This window comes from Leptospira sanjuanensis (genome assembly GCF_022267325.1).
Taxonomy (GTDB): Bacteria; Spirochaetota; Leptospiria; order Leptospirales; family Leptospiraceae; genus Leptospira; species Leptospira sanjuanensis.
The window spans coordinates 3803853-3824101 of record NZ_JAIZBG010000001.1 but is presented as its reverse complement, the minus strand read 5'-3'; the positions used below and the strand labels follow the sequence as shown (position 1 = coordinate 3824101).

Below are 20249 nucleotides of genomic sequence, written 5' to 3'. Positions count from 1 at the left end.
GACAGAAATGCTTGTAACCGAGACTCCCGATCCAATGGAATCCTTAGAAAATATCGGCAATCCGCAAAAGAAACCCTTTGAACCGGTTTTTATCGCCTTTCAACAGCTTCTCGTTTTGATTCTTGGAACATATATCCTTCTTCCTTTGATCGCGACTTCGATCGTTCTTACCGTTTTGATTTCGAAAGAACTTCCGAGCGACTTCCCGTATCTCGACGGGGAAACAAGAGCGGAAATTTATAAACAGACCGCCGAAAAATTTCAGAAAGAAATCCAAACCGATACGAAACAAATCTATCATCGTTATGTCGATGTGATGGTTAAGGAAAAACCCTGGCTTTTGATCGTGGACAGATTGATCTGGGCCCTTTGTTTTATTCTTCCCGCGTATTTTATTTTGGTGAGATTCTTTAAAGCGGAATACGCCAACCTCAGCGATCCTTTCGATTTCAAGACTATGTTTACCGGAGCCGGACTCGGCGCTTTGGTCTTTTTGTTCGTAATCGTATTCGGTTTTTTTCTTACCAAAGTTTTCGGCAAACAGACTCCGAACGAATTTCAAGAGGCGCTTTTCAAAGAAATGAAAGGGAATCGCGCCTTATTGCTCTGGTCGCTTTACAGCGTAGGTTTGATCACCGGAATCGTGGAGGAGGTTTTCTTCCGCGGATTTTGTCTGAAACAATTCCAAGCCCGCGGTTTGGAAATGCCCGGTCTTTTATTTACGTCCGTCGTTTTCGGTTTGGTTCATTACAGCGGACAAACATCCGTGAGCGTTCCGATTCTTCTCAGCTTTGTGGGAATGTTTTTCGGACTTTTTTATCTGAGAACCGGAAATATTTGGTATTCCATTTCCGCGCACGTTAGTTACAATTCCATCATGTTGTTGATCGCTTATATCAAAGGAGGGGAGATTCAGTGAGTCGTTTATACAAACTCCTTCCGATCGGAATCGTTTATCTTTTGACGGCTTATTCTCTCGGCGCCTCCGAGGTGATCGAACTCGAAGGAAACGTGGAAGAAAACAACATGAGAGTTTCCGCGGCGTTGAACAAGTTCGCGGAAGGTTCGGTAAAGTTCAGCAAGAAGACGAAAGGATTTAAATATCATTATACGAACCCTTGGTATTCCCGGTATTCGTTTAACGTTTATTTGGGAGAATTTGCAAAGCGCGACAACGTCAGCATTATGCGGATCGAGGCTCCTAAAAGCGGAATGGAAAAGGTGTTTCGGAATTACTTTAAGGAAGAATTACAGAGAAAGGATGCCGCCGGAATCGGCACTCCTTCTTCCGGAACGAATCCGGATGAGAAGATCGAAAAGCTGGAAAAAAAGTCCCATATCGTTTCCCAAGGTTTGAATTTGATTTCACCCGCGTTTTCCGTTTTATATAACTCTCGAAAATCCCCCGTTTATACTTCCGGCGAAACGTTTTCAAGGACTTCCTTTTACCTGCTTTCCGATTTGTTGATCGGCGGTCTTGCGTATTACTTTGCGATGAACAGCATTCCGAAAAAGAGCATGATGGACAATCTTCTTAACAAAGAAGGCCCGAGCGGAAACGTATTCGATTCCCCGTACGGAGGGATTTTCGTCGCGGCCCTTGTGGTTCCGAGATTGTATCGGATGACGGGAGCGATCGAGGATACGACGACGCATAACCGTTTGGTGGAATTGTCCTACACGTATAAATATTAAGTTTTTAGAATTTCTTTTTCGAAAATAAGATCGCCCTTTTCGTTTATAAAGACGATCGCCATGAATATGAATACGGATACAGTGAAACAACCGATTTTTCGAATCAGCGGAAGACGATCGTTATACTTTTATTGTATTCTTACCGGAATCGTTTCCGGTTTGGGCGCTTTTGTCTTCTCGAGAATTCTCGCGGTCTCGGAATATCTATTTCTGGAGCGCGCCGCCGGACTTTCTCTGCCTCACGCTTCGGGAGAATTTTTGATCGACTCAAACGACGTGCTTCACGGGGGAATTCCTTTTTCGAACGAATATCGTCCTTGGCTTTTGTTCTTTCTTCCGATCATCGGCGGTTTGTTGACCGGTTGGATCGTAAATCGATTCTCACCCGAATCGGGAGGGACGGGATCGGATGCGATGATTGATTCCTTTCACAATCAGGAAGGAAGAATGAATCCCGTCGTTTCACTGATTAAATCCGTTGCTACGGTCTTTACTCTTGCGAGCGGCGGTAGCGGAGGAAAAGAAGGTCCGATTTCGCAGATCGGAGCAGGATTCGGATCTTTGCTTGCGACTCTGTTGAAGGCAGGAGCACGGGCAAGAAGAACCTTGCTTCTTGCGGGAACCGCCGGAGGGCTCGGAGCGATCTTTCATGCCCCGCTCGGCGGAGCGTTGACTTCGGTCGAAATGATCTATCGCGAGGACATCGAAAGCGATTCTTTGATCCCCTGTATTATCTCTTCTGTTTCCGCGTATTTGGTTTACTGCGCTCTCAACGGATTTAATACGGTGTATCGAGTAGCGGACACGGAATTTTCAAGATATACCGATTTGATCTTTTACTTGGGACTCGGGGTTCTTTGTTTTTTATGCGGCGACGCTTTCATTCGATTTTTTAGAAAGGTGCAGAGCTTTTCGATCCGTCTAAAAATTTCTCCGATCATCAAACCTGCGTTAGGTGGAATTGCGATCGGAACCGTCGGACTTTTTCTGCCGGAGACGATCGGAACCGGAGCGGGCGTTTTACAAGTCGCGTTAGACGGAAAGGATCCTGTCGGAACGCAGGGAATTTTTTCATCGATGTTTCAAACGACCGGCCTTCGGCTGGTCGCTTTATTTTTCATCTTAGCGGGAATGAAAATTCTTACCACTTCGTTTACGATCGGAACGGGAGGATCCGCGGGAATGTTCGGTCCTTCGTTGTTCATCGGAGGGATGCTCGGAGGAGGAGTCGGAACTCTTGCAAAGGTTCTTGTATATCCCGATCTTTCCGTCGCTTCGTTTATCTTAGTCGGGATGGGAGCGTTTTACGCGGGAGTTGCGAGTGCGCCGATCGCGGGAATGATTATGATCTGCGAGATGATCGGAAGTTATACCCTGCTTCCTCCGTTGATGGTCGTTTCGATTTTGACCTTCGTGTTGAGTCATAAGCTGAGTTTATACCGCGCTCAGAAAGAAACGAGATTTCAATCGCCCGCTCATTTCTGGGATATGAATCGGGATTTTTTGGAAGAGATTCAAGTGAGAAGTTGCAGGAACCGACTCCGCACGATTGCGGTCGCGCAGGAAAATCGATTGCTTTCGGAACTCGAAGAAGAAGCGCTCAAAATTCAAGCGAGCGATTACGTGATCGTGGATCGTGACAATCGCTATCTGGGAATTCTTTCTCTTCGGAAGGCAAGGCATACCCTCGAATCCAGAAACGTCGCCGGGAATTTGATTACGGTCGGGGACGTTACGGACACTTCGGCTCCTTGCGGAACTCTGGACGATTCTTTGGCGAGTTTACTGAAGAATCTAATCGATCAGGACTTGGATAAAATTGCGATCGTTGATGAGGCTCGTTTTATCGGTTATCTGCGTTTTGCCGATTTAATGAAAATCTATTTCGAAAACACATTTCCCAAAAGCGCGAAATCGCTTCCTTCGTTCCTGAAAAATGAAACATAACTCGTTGACTGTAACGTACGCTCCAATTTTTTTCTCGACTTTTTAAGTATCGACCTATAAGATAATCAGAACTTTTTAAAAATAACTGATATTTAATAATAATATCAGCGAAACATAGAAGTCAAAATGTATCTTTGGTTCCTTTGAGAGGGATGAAGAGGGCAGGCGAAATTGAAAATTCTCAAGTTAAAAAGAACGTTCGGGATAGGTTTACTTTTAGGAATCGGCTTTGCGAGAGAAATCAAAGCCGGAAGTTACGGGGACATTTACGGCGCGCATCCGGGCGCCGCGGGGATGGGAAGCGCGGTTACGGCGATCGTCAATAACTCGTCCGCTGTGTTTTACAATCCAGCCGGACTCGGAAGGCTTTCCGAAGGGGATTTGATTCTTGCCTCGATCGAAAAAGAAGCCCGAACCAGCGGTGCGGAAAATCCTGAAAACAAGGATGCTCCTCCGCTGACTCCGCCCAACGCAGATCCCGCTGCGGTCGACCCGGCTACCCAACCGATCGTTGCAACCGGACCTTGGTACAAACGCCTTTGGACAGATACAAAGGAAGGTTTTACAAAAGACGTTTTAAAGTATAAGCCGCTCAGTCGTCCGGAACGAAACGTTCACGAAGTCAGTTTTCAATATCACTATGCGAATCCGACCTCGCACACGAATGCCCCACGAAATCAGAATATTACGAAAATCAGAGATAGTTTTGTCGGTCTCGGATTGACTCTCAACTTGAACGATATGTTCGATCTCGGGAGAGGTCTTCGTTTCGGGATCAACGCTCTTGTTCCGGGCAGCGGAAATCTGATGACTCTCAACGATCAGAATCCAACCGTTCCACGTTATCTGCAACAGGGGATCAGCAACGAAAGGCCGACCATTATGGGAGGTCTCGGCCTTGAACTTTGGAAGGATCGTCTTTTTGCAGGAGTCGGTTTTACCGCAACCGCCGGAGGTACGGGTAGTATTTTGATGAAGGACGTTCCGATTTCCCCTGATCCCGTTTCGGCAAACTCACAGGTGATTCTTACCGTAAAACCTCTCGTCAATCCGACATACGGTCTACAGTTTACGTATGGTAAATTCAGTTTAGGAGCTTCTTACAAACGGGAAACAGTCGCACAAATCGATCCGGTTCCCGCAAGAGCTCAAACCACCTTGCTCGGAATCCAATTGGACTTCGATCTCGCAATCTTGGACGGATTCAACCCGAGAGTTTTCTCGTACGGGATTGCATTTCGCCCGAACGATCGTTTGGTTCTTAGTTTCGATGCGAACCGCGAAATCTGGAGTCAGTTCAAAATGTCGCGCATTAAGGAAAAATATTCGGAAGCGTTTTACCTCCATGATACGACGAACTTTCGGATCGGGGCGGAATACTCACTGTTTAAATTCTTAAAAACAAGGGTAGGTTTCGCGACCAAACCCACCCCTCTTCCTGCGATGCCCGGAGCCAACAACTGGATGGATTCGGATCGGAATATTTTCAGCTTAGGGTTTTCCTATATATTTAGTCCGACAACGTTCCGGTTTATGAACCGCCTCCGTAAACCGATCGTCTTCGACGTCGTGATCGAAAATCACCAGTTGAAAGCGATGGAAGTCAATAAATACGTTCCAACGGAAAGAAATCCGAATTATTCATACGGGGGTTATATCTGGACGATTGGAGTTTCTATGACTCTTTTCTTCTAAAAAAAGAGAATCCATTCGTTTTTAATATTTTATCCATAACGTACGTTAGGTTATCCTGGCCGATTGTATTTTTATAGTTCGCCTTTTTTGTTGACAGTAGCGTTCGCTACAGAGCCACTTTGAGTTAGGATTTTGCGCTCGTTGTCCATGGATTCCTTAAGGAATCTATGGACCTTAACAACGTAAATTCTCGAGTGAAGAGGAAAGGAAGCGAACTCTAATGGAAAAGAATCTCATCGAGCTGATTACTCCCGTTTTTTTTGTGCTGCTGGTCGTGGAGCTAATCGTAGGATACGCGGTTAAGAAACCGGTTTATCGTTTTAAGGATTCCGTCAGCAATTTAACCGCCGGAATTTATATGCAGGTCTTTACGGTTTTCATAACCGTGGGGTTAGTCGCGATTTACGCTTGGGTGTATAAGAATTTTGGAATATTTCGAATTTCCGATACCTCCATTTGGGGATGGATCGCTTGTTACGTTCTGGCGGATTTTTGTTATTATTGGTACCATCGTCTGGGTCACGAGGTCAACATACTCTGGGCTTCGCACGTTGCTCATCATCAAAGCGAGGACTACAATTACACAGCCGCGTTAAGACAAGGGATCTTTCAGAATATTTTCTCCCTTCCGTTTTATCTTCCGCTGGCGATCATCGGATTTTCCCCTTTGATGTTCGTGCTTTGTATCCAGATCAATTTCGCTTATCAATTTTGGATTCATACTCGTTTGATCGGCAAACTCGGAATTATAGAGTATATCCTGAACACACCTTCTCAACACAGGGTTCACCACGCGCGGAATCCGAAATACATCGACAAGAATTATGCGGGCACGTTCGCAATCTGGGATAGAATGCTCGGAACGTATATCGAAGAGGAGGACGAGCCGATTTACGGAATCGTAAAACCGCTTCAGACTTGGAGTCCCGTTCACGCACAAATTCATCAATTCGAGGATCTCGCGAGGATGGCTTGGAAAACGAAAAATTGGAAGGACAAATTTCTGGTTTGGTTCAAACCTCCGGGCTGGCAGCCCTCCGATCTGGGCGAATTTCTCACACCTCCCGAAATCGATCGGAAAACATACAAAAAATTTAATACGGAAATTCCCGCGACATTGATGACGTATTCCGCGGTTCAATTCGCGTTGGGAATCGGCGCATCGATGATTTATATCGAATTTAAGAAAGAACTTCCTTTACTGGAGATGTTGATTCTCGGGTTTTATATTCTTTGGACGTTCTGGAATATCAGCGCTATCTTTGAAACCAAGACGAGCGGTTTGATTTCCGAAATCGTAAGGATGAGTTCCATAGCGGCTATTTCATTCCTTTTTCCGATGGATTTTACCGGTGTTGAAAAGCTGACATTGTTTTTGAGCAACGAATGGATTCTCGCTTTGCCTAGAATTCTTCAGATAGGATCGATCGTATCGCTTGCGATCTTCGGCGGTTTTTTAATCAGTCAGAAACGATTCTTTTCGATTCGAGGTCAAAAGCCCCAAACACAAAGTACTTTCTGAAATCCGCTTTCTACCCTTAGGGAAAACGGTTGACCCTTTCCGGGAGCCGGTGTTTCTTTTCGTGAAGAAGAAATCCGGTTTCCTGGAGAAAACCCGTATGCGAAGACATCCCTTTCGATCGTTGCGGATCGAAAAAAAGTTATTTCCAATCTTAATTCTTACCATAATCGTTCTAACGACACCGCCCGCTCGCGGTCAGGATGAAACCGAAGACGTCGACCCCGTAGCGGGGGAAAGAGTTGCGACGGCGACCGTTGATAAACCCGATCCTTCCAAAATTCAATCCGTCGTTCTGTATTCCAGCTTTGCGTACGTTACGAGAAATCTTCGCGCCAAAATCAAAGCGGGAAGTTCCGAAATTTATCTCGGAGAAATTCCCGAGATGGTTTCCGAAAGAACGATCTCGGTTCGTTTTCCGGATTCTTCCAAGAAGATCAAGATCCGCGGAATTCGCGGCAAGATCCGCGTGGAACGAAAGGCGAGAACGAAGGAAATCGCATCTTTATTAAAGCGACAAGAGATCCTTAACGATCAGATCGAACTTTTGAGTTCCGAAATTCAGGAATTGATCGAAGAGGAAAAGGCGATCGTAAAAATTTCTCCGGTCGTAAAAAAAGATCCGGCGCCTCAGGAAGAAATCGCAGATCCCGAATTTTTATCCGGCTTTCAAAAACAATATCAAGAACATCTAAACCAGTTGTCCGCAGTCCGCCAAAAAAAATTGGAAACCTTGGATCAGGTCCGCGAAGAAGGTTTGGTCGTGGACGCTCGTTTGGATCATCTGGGAAGACTGGAAGCGAAACAAAAAAAGGAAATTTATCTCGAAACCGAAACTTCCGAAGACGCGGAAGCTTTGATCGAATACAAATATCTGATTCCCGGGGCGAGCTGGTTTCCGCGGTATTCGCTACAGCTTACGGACGAATCGAGAAGCGGAGATCTGAGCTGGTTCGCTCTCGTTCGCAACGATACGGGAGAAGATTGGGATAAGGTGAAACTTTTTTTTACCGCTTCCAATCCGGACTTGGACATCGATCTTCCGATCGTTCGCGAGTGGAGAATTCAAACGCAATCTTCCGTTGATGAAACGAAACAACAAGTTTACAATGACAATGAAGAGATAGCCGCCTATGATCGTGCGGATGTCGCACCGAGTGCAGGAGCAGTGGCACGCGAAAAGAAAAAGGAAGAACTCAAGGCCACGGGCAAATTAAGCAAACGCGCTCCTTCCAAAGCCGACGGTTATGCACAAAACAACGAGCGGGCGAAAAACGCACCGGCTCCTATGGAACAATCGCGTCAGATCATTCAGCAGAATTATTCCAATCGAGCGAATTCTCTCCGCACCGAAGACAATCTCAATCAGTTGAAAACCGATTTAGCGAATCAGCAATACAACTTCAACAACGGTCAATACGATCAGGCGAACTATTACGGACAGGAAGCTCTCAAAAAGTTTTCGAAACTTTCGGACTTCTCCCGTAAGGAATTGAACTCGATCGAAACTTACACGGAAGAACTGCTGCGCAAAGGAAGTTTGATTCTTTCCTCGCAAAAAGTTCCCGGCGGTTTGATTCCTCCTTCTCCTTTGGAAGGTTTCGATTATCAATACGCATCCGGAATTTCGGAAACGATTCCATCCGATCGTTCCCTCAATAAGGTTTTTCTAAAGAAGAAGTCTCTTTCTTTGACGCCGGGATATTCCTCTTCTCCGTTGGCGGGATCGGGAGCTTATCTTACCGTCGAGGCTTCGAACTCGGAAGGAGAACCTTTGCTTGCGGGACCGATGGAAGTTTTTTCGGGAAATACTCTTTTAGGAAACACGATCGTGAGCGTGAGTAAACCGGGCGAAGCGATCCGTATGGAACTCGGCCAAGATCGCGACATTCTCGTGAATCGAAGAGAAACCTCTTTCGAACAAAAAGAAGGAGTGATTTCATCGCGAACAAAAATCAAATACAAGGTCAGCATCGAAATCAAGAACCGTAAAAAACGAAACGCGAACCTTACCTTGATCGATCGCGTTCCTTATACCGTGGACGACAGCGTGGAAATCAAATTCGAATTCGGCAAAGACGTTCCCGTTAAAAACGAGGAAGGAATTCTTACCTACAAAATGGAACTTCCGGCCGGCGGGAAGAAAACGATCGAGTTCGAATATTCGGTCAGTCATCCCGCGGAAAATCGTCTGATCCGCACTCCGGGTTCGGGAGGATATTAAAATGAAACATTCTAATTTTAGAATATTCTCAATGTTGAAACAAGCATCCGATGCGTGTGGAGTTTTCGCGGACAAACGGGAGAATTCTTCCGTAAAGAAGCTTGTTCCGAGTTTTTCGAGAAAGCTGCGGAACGAAAAACGTTATCCGCTGATTGCAATCTTCTTCTTGGCGGGAATTTTTGCTGTTTCCGAAACGAGCGCAAGGGAAGTCGAACTCAAGGTTCAAGACGTGACCTTATACGAATCCTCGGCCGGTGTTTTGAGGAGCGGAAGGATCAATTTGGAACCGGGTGTGAACGAACTCATCATTCGAAATCTTCCGGTTCAACTTCAGGACGAATCTCTGGTCGCTTCCGTGGACGCTTCCGGTGCCTCCGTTGTCGGTTCCAGCACTTGGATCGAAACCGGAGCGATCATTCATAACGAAGAAGCTCTGGAACTTCAAAAGAAAATCCGAGCCTTGGAAAAGGAGATCGAAGGGCACGAAGGCAAAGATTCCAATCTTAGAAACTTAAGAAGAATTCTGACGGACACGAGATTGAAACTGACGGAGATGATCTCGAAAAATCTGTTTTATAAAAAGAACGAAACCGATTCCAAACGATGGTTTCAAAGCCTTACCGGAAATCGACAAGCGATACATGCCGCGCTCGGTTCCAATCAGGAAGTCAGCCGTTCGATCAAGGATCTTCGAAAAAAACTTTCCGAACTACGGGACAAGTTGGGAGTGATTCTTTCCTTATCCGAAAAATCTTCGCGAATTACGAAGGTTCTCGTAAGTTTTAACGGAACGGAAAAGAAGGAAGTCAAATTGAACCTGACCTATCAAACCGGAGGAGTTTCCTGGAAACCGTTCTATTCGGTCCGTATGGAAGGAAGGGAAAAGATCGAACTGGAATATCTCGCCGAAATCAATCAGGAAAGCGGAGAGGATTGGAACAATATTAATCTTTTGTTATCTACTTCCAGCCCGGACGTAAGCGGTAGAAGACCTCGTCTTTCCAGTCAGAAGTTATACGATCAAAAGAAACAAACGAACAAGGATAATTTGATTACGTTCCAAAGTCAGAGCACCGCGGGCGAGGCCAACGTGGCTCCCGAAGCGGAAGCTCCCGAGGCGAGTACGGAGCCGACGACCGGAAAAAGCGAGGAATCGGGAAGCGGTTTCTTATTCCGTTATGCGAAACCGGTAACGCTTCTTTCCCGAAAAGAGTCCAAAAAATTATCCTTGGCTTCGTTTACGAGCGATGCGACGTTCGGGGCCCTGTATGTCCCCGCGTTAAAGCGTTATCCGCTCATTCGAGGAAGTTTTAAAAATCTTTCGGAGTTTCCGATTCTTCCGGGAGAAGCCGCGGTATTTCGTCAGGCGGGAATGGTGGGAACTTCGAGTTTCGGTTATATCAGTCCCGGTGAAAAGGCTGAAATTTCTTTCGGTTCCGAAAACGAAGTCCGAGCGATCTATCGAAAAGAATCCAATCAAACCAAAGAAGGAATTCTTTCGGGAACGAAGGTCATCGAAAAGTTGATCCGAGTCGAACTAGAAAATTTCGCGAAAGAATCCAGAACGATTTCGTTTCAGGAATCGATTCCGGTTTCCGGCGTGGAAAGCGTAAAGATCTCCATCGATTCGAATACGACGCCCGGTTATAACGAAGTCAGAAAAGATTCCGGAATCTTAGAATGGAAACTCGATCTGAAACCGAATCAGAAACAGGAAATCCGTTTGAAGTATAAGGTCAGCTTTCCTTCCGAATACGACTTGAATCTGTGACGTCTAACGTGTTTAGCGGAGTTCTTCTTCCTTGGAAATTCCAAGAGAAGCGGGAACTCCCGTCATATCCCATAGTTCCAAAACTCCGATTAAGGAAGTCTGATTGGGAATTTCGATCGTGATCGTTCCTTTTCCTTGAGGGAGATCGAAACACTCGCTTTTGCTTAAAAACAAACTCTCCGGAGCAACGATTCGTTTCGGACCCAAGTTTCGATTGGAAGAATCGCTCTTTTGTTTTAGATTGAACACAACGCAGTTTGAAGGATTGGGTTGTGTTTTAAAACCGAAGTCGATCGTATAAGTAGTCTTTGAATCCGATTCCCGGTTTCTATGAATTTTTTCGAACCATACGATCCGGTCTTCGTTCGATTCCGGAATCGGATCGGTTTGATGTCCTGGGGGCGCTGAAACGTTTTGATTTCTTAAAGAATCCAAAGCGGAATAAAAAGAAGAATCGTCTTCGATTCCGAAATATTTTCCGTCTCCTTCCTCCGTTAGAATTTTCATCTGATGTTCTTCGTTCGGTTTTAATCCGAGACCGAGAATATGAAATTTAAAAGGAATTCCTTTTTGTTTCAGAGCCTGAAGTTCTTTTTTCGGATCGCCGTAACAACTTTCGACGCCGTCCGTTACCAAAATGATCTCCGTGCCTTTTTTTCTCTGAGAGATCAGGCTTCCCGCGATTCGAATCGATTCCGCCAGAGGAGTCGCGCCCGACGGCGTTAAACCGAAGAGACGATTCTTAAACGCGTCGTGGCTTCCCGCTTCTAAAGGATGATACAATCTCGAAGAGGAACAACCCGGAACTCGATTTCCATACGCCATAAAACCGACCTCGGTTTCGGTCGGAAGAGCGGACACATAGCGACTAACGTGTTTTTTGGCAAGATGGATTTTTTGATAGATTCCGAGATATTCGTTCATCGATCCGGACGCGTCGATGATGAACAATTTGGACCGCTCTTGGTTTTCCGAAGAGATTTCCGTTCCCGTAAATAAGAATACAGAATATAAAATAAGAACGGATTTGAGTAAAGTTCGCATACTAAGAATTGTATCGGCGAATCCGAAAAAATCTATCTATCGCGTGTTCGGTTTTCGACAAAAAAACTTCGTCTTTTCGTAACGTTAAAGCCGCGTAAGAATCAGCGATTCCAAAAGATCAATTTGGAAAAAAATTCTGTCCCATTCTTCGTAATATCGATTTTGCTGACCGATCCGTAGTTCAACTCGAAGGAAAAACTTTGTTCCAAGGGGATGTTCAGCAATCTGCACAAAGCGGCTCGGATCACGCCCGCGTGGGTCACGATGCCGATCGGAGAATTTTCGGAAGTGTTTAAAATTTCGGCCAGGTAGTCGGAAACCCTTTCGTTCAAATCGAGATAGCTTTCGCCGCCGGGAGGACGCGCTTTGACGAAATCCTTGGTCCAGACTTCCGATTCGGATCGAGGAATCGCCGACCAGAGTTTTCCCTCCCAAATTCCGAAATTCAACTCCATTAAAGAATTAGAATATTCCAAATTACAGAATCGGTTTTCCGTTAAGAATTCGGCGAGTTTTTTACAACGGGAACTGGGACTGGAATAAAAAGTTTGCGGAAGCGCCGGGAGCTTTTCAAGGACGTTTGAAAATTCGGAGAGAAAATCGGATCGGAGCGGAACGTCCGTCCTTCCGTAACAAGTTCCGGCCGGAACATCCGGGGTCGTATGTCGGATTAAATAAAGTTCCAAACGATCGTCATTCCGATATAAAGAAGAACTTCGGTTCCTTGCTGCGTAAAACCGAGACAATCTCCCGTAAATCCTTCGATCCATTTTTTAAAGTAACTTCTAAAATAGAGAACGAACAAAAACGAAAGGAAAAATCCGAAGAGAACATTCATGATCTTTTCCTGATATTGATACGCGAAATAGATCGCGGGAAAACATCCGAAAAAAATGGAAAGAATAAAGTCCGAAACGGGAAGTCGTTTGACCATCGGTTTTGATTTAGAGAGATCGTTGTCTCTCGCGTATGGAATCAACATCATCATGACCAATGCGAACCATCGGCTTGCTGCGTGCGCGAACCAAGAAACGAATAAAAAAATCCAGGGCGACATTTGAAACAATTTCACCAGAAGAAGATATTTCAAACCCAATGAAAGGATCAATCCCAAGGAGCCGAAGGTTCCGATTCGGCTGTCCTTCATGATATCTAAAATTTTTTCCTTACTCCATCCTCCTCCGAATGCGTCGCAAACATCTGCGAGTCCGTCTTCGTGAAATCCGCCCGTTATCAAAACGCTCGCGATCATTCCGAGGATCACAGAGATTTCAACGGGTAGGATCCAGGAAAGAAAAAAGGTGGTAAAAGACGCTCCTCCGGAAACGATCCAGCCGATGAGCGGAAAATAACGAGAAGAACGGGAAACCGTCGCCTCGGAATAAACGTAAAACGGAGGAACGGGAAGTCTTGTATTGAACATCCAAGAAGCGCAGAAACGATTCCACTCTTCTCGAATCATAGATATCAATGTTTTTGATCCACTTTTGCGGATTCAAACGAGGCCATGTCTTTGAGAAAGGTTACGGCCGAAACGACGATCGGATACGCAATCGCACAACCAGTTCCTTCTCCGAGTCTGAGTCCCAGATCGAGAATCGGCTTTGCATTCCATTCTTCTAATAGATATGTGTGGCCGGGTTCGACGGATTTATGACAGAATACTGCGTTCTTTACGATTACGGGTTCCATTCTTTGTGCGATTAAAAACGCCGATGTCGCGATGAAACCGTCGATCAAAAGAATTCTTCCTTTTTTGGCCGAATCGATCATAGCCCCGACCATCATCGCGATTTCAAAACCGCCGAACGTCCGTAAGACGGCAAAAGGAGTTTCGAGAGAGGATTGGTATTTGCGGAGACATTCCTCCAAAATCACGATCTTCTTTTGAAAACCTTGGTCGTTGAGTCCCGTTCCCCTTCCCGTAACTTCCTTTAAGTCCTTGTTGAGCACGCTCGCGGTGATCAGGCTTGCGGAGGAAGTGTTTCCGATCCCCATTTCACCGAATCCGATAATATTACAGTTCTTTGATACCGCTTCGGTGGAAACCCAGGTTCCTCTTTCGATCGCCTGTTCACATTCTTCTTTTGTCATTGCGGGTTCCATCAGAATGTTTTTTGTTCCGAAACCTACTTTGGCTCCGATAAAATCCGGATTTATGGAAACCGAATCGTGAGGGAATGCGAAATCCACTCCGGCGTCTACGACTTTCAGTCGAATGGAATTCTGTTTGCAGAACGAGTTGATCGCAGCGCCTCCATTCAAAAAATTGAATACCATTTGATATGTGACTTCTTTCGGATACGCGCTGACGCCGGAATTCGCGAGACCGTGATCGCCGGCAAAAACGAGAATATGAGGATCTTTGAGTTCGGGAGAATCGGTGTTTTGAATCAAACCGATTTGAAGTGCAAGAGATTCCAAAGCTCCCAGAGAACCGGGAGGTTTGGTTTTTAGATCGATTTTACTTTGTAATTTCGTAAGCAGTTCATTCAAGTTCAAACAGAAAGTTCCTTCTCTGTCTCGACCTCGGGGTTCGTAAAATTCGCTTTCACTTTCAATTCAACACGATCCAAAATTCCGAAAAGCACGGGAGTGTAGATCATGTTTCCGAGCAGAGTCCCACCAAAATAAGGGATAGCCGCGATATAGCAAGTCAATAAACCGACGGACGTTTTAGGATAGAGAGAGGAAAACGCCCAGACTGAAAAATTCGAAAGAATAAAAAATTGAACGCTGGCTAAAAGGGAAACCGCCGCTACGGAAACGAATTTATCGTCGTTCCTTAAAAAGATTCTCCCCAAGAAAACGTTCACAAGAAGCGAACAGTATACAACAGGAAGTCCTTCGTAAAACCATTCGAAGCCGTGGATCTTGGATAGAACAAAATCGGTAACAAGCATCATGAACATCGGATAGGCAAACGCCTTCCAACCTTGCACTCTTGCCCCCGAGTAAACGGTCATGGCTTCCACCGAAGTGAAGTTGGACGGATGCGGTAAAAAACGGGAAATCCCCGAAAGAATCACCCCGAGTACGGAAATCGTATCTTTTGCCGCTAATGTTGATTTCAGATTTCGTAAAGTGTTATCGAACAGTTGCATTCAATTCTCCTAATATTATGGACTGACTTGTTTGGCGATTACGCCGTCGATGTCCGGATTTTCGTTGGAACCAGGAATCGGAAGGGAAGTAAGAATCGCTTTTGCGGACGTAAGTTTGATATAAAGAAACCCGTTTGTTTGAAGTTCGGTTTTTAAAGCCCCGCTACAACCAGTTCCCGAATTTCCGAAATTCGCATCCCCGAGATCAAAGGAATCCCCTCCGCCTGAGGCAAATAAAGTGGTCGAATTCATCGAATTCGTGATTTGATTGTAATCTACGTATTTCAATCCGGCGAATCGAAGCCAATTGGTAGGGTTATTCGAGAACGTTCCGCCGCCGGTGTACGTTGGATTCCAGCCGCACCAATTGGTTTGGTCGTTACCGACTTCGACGATTACCGGTTCTAAAAAGACAGTGTTTACGTTTCCGCTCACTTGAAACGGATTTTCGAACACGATAAAATCCGCACCGGTCGCATTTTCGACTTTTTTACCGTTCCATCCGAGAATCAAGGAAGCTCCGGCGCCGTTCGTATCCAACGTAAAAACGTCGAGAGAACCGTTAAAACTTCCTAATCCCAAAACGCCGTCAACGGCGCAGAGCGAATCCTGAAAACCGGAGTTCGTATTTGCCGGGGCGCTTACGATTTCTTTCGCGTGGTAAACGCCGGTTTGATCGATGGCAATTCTATCCTTGCAAGGTCTGGAAGTGGAACCGGATTGCTGAACCTGAATTAAAGCAAAAAGCCCGACGACCGATTCCGTACTATCGGTAGCATTCTCCTTACATACAATGAGAACCATAAGGAGAATTGAATATACTGGAATGAGAATTGTTTTTTTCATAAAAATATCCGAGTCTGAAGAATTCGATTTACAGCTTGTCCCAAAACTTAATTTTACTTCGATAGAAATACAAACCGCAAGAACCTGTTCCGTTTCGGGAAAAGGTTCTATAACGAGTGATTTTACTCACCCGTTATATTCAAAATTCTTAATTCGTTTTAACTTCTAAACGGCTCCAGGGAGACGGGTCGAATCCGCTGTTCAAACCGCAACCGGCGTTGATGCTTGCAGTGTTGGAATACGTATCAAGATTATCCGCCTTTGCCTGCGCGAGCGTGTTTTGGTTGTTTACTCCGGAAAGATCTGGGCATATATAGAAGTAGCCGCCATTGTATGTCCAACGAAACCACGCGAATTTTCCTTTGGAAAAAGAGGAATCTTGAGTGAACTGAACATAAACGACTTTTCTAGAAAGATCGATTTCCATAATGTCTCCGATCAATTGACTTGCTCCGAAACCGGCATCCTTGTCGTTTCGAGAAATTCTAGAATTAGTGATCGTATAGGTTCCTTGAGAAATCGTTCCTTTTTCTGTGAACGCCGCTCCTGCGTAATCGGGAGTTCCGTTGTAAAAGGTCCAAGAACCCGTAATCTCGAAGTTGTTCGCGATGATCGCCGCAAGAAGAAGATTATTATCGTTGTTATCCTCTTCCTTCTTCGTTTCAAAACAATTCACCAATCCGAGAATCAGAAAGGTTACCGCAAAGAGTTTCCAATGGATTGAAAGTTTTTTCATGTTGTTACCTGCAAAAGTTTTCCTTTGTCAGGGTAGAAAAGATTCTAAATTGCAAACGTATAGAATTCGATTTAGAATCCGTTCTAACGAATGGATTGAAAAGTTTGAATTTTCCACTCGGGTCCCCCGACGTTCGTCTTTCGGGACCCCATCGCGGACGCATGAAAAATGCAAAGGCGAGTTTCGAACTGTCCCTACCTCGAGGACGTTGTTCGCGGGGAAGATCTGGCTGTCCGATTCTAAAACTAAAATCGAATTCACAGTTGCGGGTCAGCGTGGGAATTTCACCCAACTTCCTCCCTGAAAGCTTATGGACAGGGGAAAATCGGAAGCTTGTACGGGCAAGATTTTTTTTGAGCAAAGAAAGACGGCCCTTTCTTCTTTTTTTAAGAATGGAAAATCGTCCGTTGTTCGTAAATTTCACCGTGAATTCTAATTCGTATGAGTTCCCACACTTTACTTTACGGAAAGATCTTGAACTTCGTGGGAGTTCCCACACTTCGACAAATTCAAAAAGTACGATCAAAATGATTCTTAAAATGCAAGATTTTGACCGAAAATAAAGGAAAAGGAATCTAACCTTCCAAATTCAATTCGGACAACCCAATGAAACTAAGCAGATCGGAGTTTATCAAACTAGGAATTTTGACCGCAGCAGGCATTTCCGGCCTTCCTGGGATGAATTTACGGGCGCAAGGGACGTCATCCCCGCAGAAGACCGTGATCGTGCTTGGCGGCGGAATTTCAGGGCTTTACGCTTCCTACCTTTTGGGCAAAACCGGAATCAAGGTAAAACTCATTGAAGCGACGGATCGTTTGGGGGGGAGAATCCGGACGGTCGCCGATGGGAGCGGCAACGTTTTGGATTTGGGCGCCGAGTGGATTCAGAATGAACATAGAACCGCAAGAAGTTTACTCCGCGAGCTGGGTTTAAAGACGACCGATTTCGAAGTTCAATCGGATTTGTTTTTCGGATCGTATCAGAAGTTCGGAACTTGGGACATTTCTCCGAAGTCGCAGGAGATTTTGAACAAACTCATTCAGATGAATTCTAAAATCAATTCCACGCAGCAACAGGAATTGGATCGAATCAGTTTTTATAATTTTCTGACGTATCAAGGAATGACTCCGGAAGATTTGAACGTATTGAACTTTAAATATTCCTTATATTACGGAGATTCTCTTCGTTCCTTATCCGCACAGAAGGTTTTGTCCGATCTCGTCAACTTTCCTAAATACAACACACGCGTCGAAGGCGGGATGGAAGCGTTGGCAAAGGCGCTCGTTTTCTCGTTGGAGAATACCGAAACCGTCTTTGCCGATCCGGTCGTTTCCGTTACACAGGGAGAAGGAAAGGTCGCGGTAACGACCGCGTCCGGAAAGAAGCTCGAAGGCAGCGCTTGTATTTCCACGCTTCCCGCAAATCAATTAACGTCGATTCAATGGGACCCGGAATTGGACAAGGAAAAGAAATTATCCGCGTTGAGAATCCGTTATTCGAGAATCTATAAGACTTTTCTAATGCTTCGCGAAGCTCCTTGGAATCGGGAGAATTTTTCCGCGTATTCGGATTCTGCCGCTGGTTTCATATACGACGCGGGAACCAAGGCCGGTTCCGAAGACAAGGTTCTCGGCATGATCGCGACGGGGGATCGATACGACGTATTTGCTTCTTCCACGGACGCGATGAAAGTGGAATATATCCGTCTTGCGCTCGAACGTTTGGGACAGAAAAAGGATTTGCAGGTATTAAGAATTCAAAGCAGCGAAATATCGCAGTCGAAGTTCGTTCCGACCGGAATTGCGACCTTTCCTCCGGGAAGTTACGGTTCGATCATATCTTTGTTAAAACCGATGGATCGAATTTTCTTTGCCGGAGAACACACCGCGGAAATCAACGGAACGGTGGAAGGCGCTCTCACCTCCGCGATCCGCGCTGTGAATCAGGTTTAGAATAGAATCGCATTTCAAACCGTCAAACCGTGGCGAAACCGGTGATCAATTCGTGTCTCCTCGTTTTTTCGATTCATCCGTTTTTTAAACGACTGCAACGTTGAAATCGAAATCGTTTTTTAAAGCGACACGGATTCAGCAAGTCGACTTTCCTTCGATGAAGCGGTTTCTTTTCGATACAATTCGGGTAAGAATCTTTCGAACTGACCGACTTCTTCCACGTTGTGTTTGATCCAAGCGAAACCTCTTTCCTTGTTAAACACGAACTTTAGGAACAAGGGACGAATCCAGTTCCAAGTCCATCCTTTCCAACCTATGATGAGGCAGTTCGTATAAAACGTATCGTTGCCGATCGCGGAGAATTCGTATTCCATTCTCGCGACCTTGTATTTCCCTTCCAATTTTGGATTGTGAATGTAACCGGTTTCGTCCAGCTTTTCGATTTCCGTAACGATATTGACGATGTAGTTTTTATTTCTACCCAGATATTCCACCAACCGAATGGAAGCACCCGGCCCGATCGAACCGTCTGGCAAACGTCTTTCGTAACTCGCGTGAACGTGATCTTCGGGATGCCAAATGCGGTATCGATTGAATACGCCGCCGTCGTATTCAATCGTGCCTTCCAAATGGGAAAACCACCAGACCAGCATTTTCGGAGTAACACCTTTTAAGGGAGAATGGCGGATCCAGAATTTCACTCTTCCATCGGGTAAAATTTCCATGCCCGATTCGGCCGTGTTTACGTTCTTCTTGAGCCATGAAACCGGAAGAGAAAGGGGAAGTTTTGTATCTACGTTTTTCATAAATTCTCCAAATATAGTAAATACTATACTAAAACAATAGACGGTAAAGTACGCACTATACAACAACTTTTCGGGAACCTTTCGAAAAAAAACTCCGCGAAAAGAGGCATTCATCGTTCGAAATCGGTTTTCTTTTTATGTTCGAATTTCAAGATCGATCGAAGAGGAACCGTTTGAAGCTCAATCGTAAAAAACTGATTTCGGAATACGAACGATACGCGAATCCGGTTTCGGAAAAGGAAATCGATATCGTAAAGGCCGGTGAATCCATTTTCGGAGAATTCGGTTTTGAAGGAGCGACCACCGCCCAGATCGCGAAAAAAGCGAACGTCACGGAACGGACGCTGTTCAAATACTTTCCGACAAAAAAAGATCTTTATATAAGAATCCTATCCGCGATCGTTTATGAAACCGCTTTCGGTTCCCAGATGCCGGAACTTCGCAAATTCCTCGAAACAAGGAATGTTTCTTTTGAACAGTGGTATCTTTCTATGATGAAAAACCGGATCCAAGCGGCTAAAGAGAATCATTCGAAAATTCGAATCCTTTTCTCCGCGATTTTACACGATTCGAGTTTTGCGGATTTTTTCGGAGACGTCTGGAAAGAGAATCTTTTCAAACCCGCGCTGGAAGCGATTCGTTATTTCCAGGAGAAGGGTGAGATTCGAAAGGATCTCGATCCGGAAACGTTCGCAAAAACTTCGTACAGCATCAATATATCCTATCTCGTATATCGGTTCGTTTTAACCAAAGACGACCGATTCGACGACGATGCGGAGATTGGAAAAATTCTCAAGATGCTTCAAGAAGGAATTCGAAGTTAAAATTTTGTTGTAGGTCCTACGATTTTATCGTGAAACGCGACGGCCCCGCCCTGTTTGGGTGGAGGAGGAGAGGTGGCGGGAACTT

17 protein-coding genes are annotated in these 20249 nt (G+C 45.3%); 9 read left to right on the top strand and 8 right to left on the bottom strand.

The window, feature by feature from the left end; translation table 11 throughout:
- Positions 1-7 precede the first annotated feature (7 nt).
- From LFX25_RS17355 to LFX25_RS17325, 7 genes are all read left to right on the top strand, one after another.
- Positions 8-919 (top strand): CPBP family intramembrane glutamic endopeptidase, encoded by a 912-nt coding sequence (locus LFX25_RS17355; RefSeq protein ID WP_238731354.1) that lies wholly within the window; start codon positions 8-10, stop codon positions 917-919.
- Positions 916-1695: a hypothetical protein gene (locus LFX25_RS17350; RefSeq protein ID WP_238731353.1), complete on the top strand. Its 780-nt coding sequence runs from the start codon at positions 916-918 to the stop codon at positions 1693-1695. Before LFX25_RS17355 ends, LFX25_RS17350 begins: the two co-directional genes overlap by 4 nt.
- Positions 1696-1761: 66 nt before the next feature.
- Positions 1762-3642, top strand: a complete 1881-nt coding sequence (locus LFX25_RS17345) for a chloride channel protein (protein WP_238731352.1) — start codon at positions 1762-1764, stop codon at positions 3640-3642.
- A gap of 171 nt (positions 3643-3813) precedes the next feature.
- Positions 3814-5337 carry an OmpP1/FadL family transporter gene (locus LFX25_RS17340; RefSeq protein WP_238731351.1) on the top strand — a complete coding sequence of 508 codons (1524 nt, stop codon included), beginning with the start codon at positions 3814-3816 and terminating at the stop codon, positions 5335-5337.
- A gap of 220 nt (positions 5338-5557) precedes the next feature.
- Positions 5558-6859 carry a sterol desaturase family protein gene (locus LFX25_RS17335; RefSeq protein ID WP_238731350.1) on the top strand — a complete coding sequence of 434 codons (1302 nt, stop codon included), beginning with the start codon at positions 5558-5560 and terminating at the stop codon, positions 6857-6859.
- 97 nt (positions 6860-6956) lie between these two features.
- Entirely contained in the window at positions 6957-9080 is a 2124-nt protein-coding gene (locus tag LFX25_RS17330; RefSeq protein WP_238731349.1) for a DUF4139 domain-containing protein, read from the top strand.
- Between the two features lie 148 nt (positions 9081-9228).
- Positions 9229-10851, top strand: coding sequence for a mucoidy inhibitor MuiA family protein (locus tag LFX25_RS17325; protein ID WP_406600539.1), 1623 nt, complete (start codon positions 9229-9231; stop codon positions 10849-10851).
- A 12-nt stretch (positions 10852-10863) separates the two neighbouring features.
- On the opposite strand, the gene LFX25_RS17320 is transcribed toward LFX25_RS17325, so the two are convergent.
- The 7 genes from LFX25_RS17320 to LFX25_RS17290 form a co-directional block, all read right to left on the bottom strand.
- Positions 10864-11895 (bottom strand): vWA domain-containing protein, encoded by a 1032-nt coding sequence (locus tag LFX25_RS17320; RefSeq protein WP_238731347.1) that lies wholly within the window; start codon positions 11893-11895, stop codon positions 10864-10866.
- Positions 11896-11996: 101 nt separating this feature from the next.
- Positions 11997-12581, bottom strand: coding sequence for an alpha-ribazole phosphatase (gene cobC, locus LFX25_RS17315; protein ID WP_238731346.1), 585 nt, complete (start codon positions 12579-12581; stop codon positions 11997-11999).
- Entirely contained in the window at positions 12566-13357 is a 792-nt protein-coding gene (locus LFX25_RS17310) for an adenosylcobinamide-GDP ribazoletransferase (RefSeq protein ID WP_240009059.1), read from the bottom strand. Before LFX25_RS17310 ends, cobC begins: the two co-directional genes overlap by 16 nt.
- Before the next feature lie 5 nt (positions 13358-13362).
- Positions 13363-14397 carry a nicotinate-nucleotide--dimethylbenzimidazole phosphoribosyltransferase gene (gene cobT, locus LFX25_RS17305; protein WP_238731345.1) on the bottom strand — a complete coding sequence of 345 codons (1035 nt, stop codon included), beginning with the start codon at positions 14395-14397 and terminating at the stop codon, positions 13363-13365.
- Positions 14394-14999 carry a DUF6580 family putative transport protein gene (locus tag LFX25_RS17300; protein ID WP_238731344.1) on the bottom strand — a complete coding sequence of 202 codons (606 nt, stop codon included), beginning with the start codon at positions 14997-14999 and terminating at the stop codon, positions 14394-14396. The genes cobT and LFX25_RS17300 overlap by 4 nt, the downstream gene beginning before the upstream one ends.
- A gap of 15 nt (positions 15000-15014) precedes the next feature.
- Positions 15015-15845: an LIC_13355 family lipoprotein gene (locus tag LFX25_RS17295; RefSeq protein WP_238731343.1), complete on the bottom strand. Its 831-nt coding sequence runs from the start codon at positions 15843-15845 to the stop codon at positions 15015-15017.
- Positions 15846-15993: 148 nt separating this feature from the next.
- Positions 15994-16581, bottom strand: coding sequence for an LIC13354 family exoprotein (locus LFX25_RS17290; RefSeq protein ID WP_238731342.1), 588 nt, complete (start codon positions 16579-16581; stop codon positions 15994-15996).
- 606 nt (positions 16582-17187) lie between these two features.
- On the opposite strand from LFX25_RS17290, the gene LFX25_RS17285 reads away from it, so the two are divergent.
- Complete coding sequence (locus LFX25_RS17285) at positions 17188-18534, top strand: flavin monoamine oxidase family protein (RefSeq protein WP_238731341.1); 1347 nt, start codon at positions 17188-17190, stop codon at positions 18532-18534.
- A gap of 119 nt (positions 18535-18653) precedes the next feature.
- Here the strand turns inward: LFX25_RS17285 and LFX25_RS17280 are convergent, their stop codons facing one another.
- On the bottom strand, positions 18654-19340 hold the full coding sequence (locus tag LFX25_RS17280) for a DAPG hydrolase family protein (protein WP_238731340.1): 687 nt from the start codon (positions 19338-19340) through the stop codon (positions 18654-18656).
- 173 nt (positions 19341-19513) lie between these two features.
- Between LFX25_RS17280 and LFX25_RS17275 the strand changes: the two genes are divergently transcribed.
- Positions 19514-20164 (top strand): TetR/AcrR family transcriptional regulator, encoded by a 651-nt coding sequence (locus tag LFX25_RS17275; protein ID WP_238731339.1) that lies wholly within the window; start codon positions 19514-19516, stop codon positions 20162-20164.
- The last annotated feature ends 85 nt before the right edge of the window (positions 20165-20249 follow it).

What these genes read in the sequence shown, in the direction of transcription:
- LFX25_RS17355 (WP_238731354.1), top strand. Translation starts at nt 8, where the DNA reads ATGCTTGTAACCGAGACTCCCGATCCAATGGAATCCTTAGAAAATATC.
- LFX25_RS17345 (WP_238731352.1), top strand. Translation starts at nt 1,762, where the DNA reads ATGAATACGGATACAGTGAAACAACCGATTTTTCGAATCAGCGGAAGA.
- LFX25_RS17335 (WP_238731350.1), top strand. Translation starts at nt 5,558, where the DNA reads ATGGAAAAGAATCTCATCGAGCTGATTACTCCCGTTTTTTTTGTGCTG.
- LFX25_RS17330 (WP_238731349.1), top strand. Translation starts at nt 6,957, where the DNA reads ATGCGAAGACATCCCTTTCGATCGTTGCGGATCGAAAAAAAGTTATTT.
- LFX25_RS17320 (WP_238731347.1), bottom strand. Translation starts at nt 11,895, where the DNA reads ATGCGAACTTTACTCAAATCCGTTCTTATTTTATATTCTGTATTCTTA.
- LFX25_RS17310 (WP_240009059.1), bottom strand. Translation starts at nt 13,357, where the DNA reads ATGATTCGAGAAGAGTGGAATCGTTTCTGCGCTTCTTGGATGTTCAAT.
- LFX25_RS17300 (WP_238731344.1), bottom strand. Translation starts at nt 14,999, where the DNA reads ATGCAACTGTTCGATAACACTTTACGAAATCTGAAATCAACATTAGCG.
- LFX25_RS17295 (WP_238731343.1), bottom strand. Translation starts at nt 15,845, where the DNA reads ATGAAAAAAACAATTCTCATTCCAGTATATTCAATTCTCCTTATGGTT.
- LFX25_RS17290 (WP_238731342.1), bottom strand. Translation starts at nt 16,581, where the DNA reads ATGAAAAAACTTTCAATCCATTGGAAACTCTTTGCGGTAACCTTTCTG.
- LFX25_RS17285 (WP_238731341.1), top strand. Translation starts at nt 17,188, where the DNA reads ATGAAACTAAGCAGATCGGAGTTTATCAAACTAGGAATTTTGACCGCA.
- LFX25_RS17280 (WP_238731340.1), bottom strand. Translation starts at nt 19,340, where the DNA reads ATGAAAAACGTAGATACAAAACTTCCCCTTTCTCTTCCGGTTTCATGG.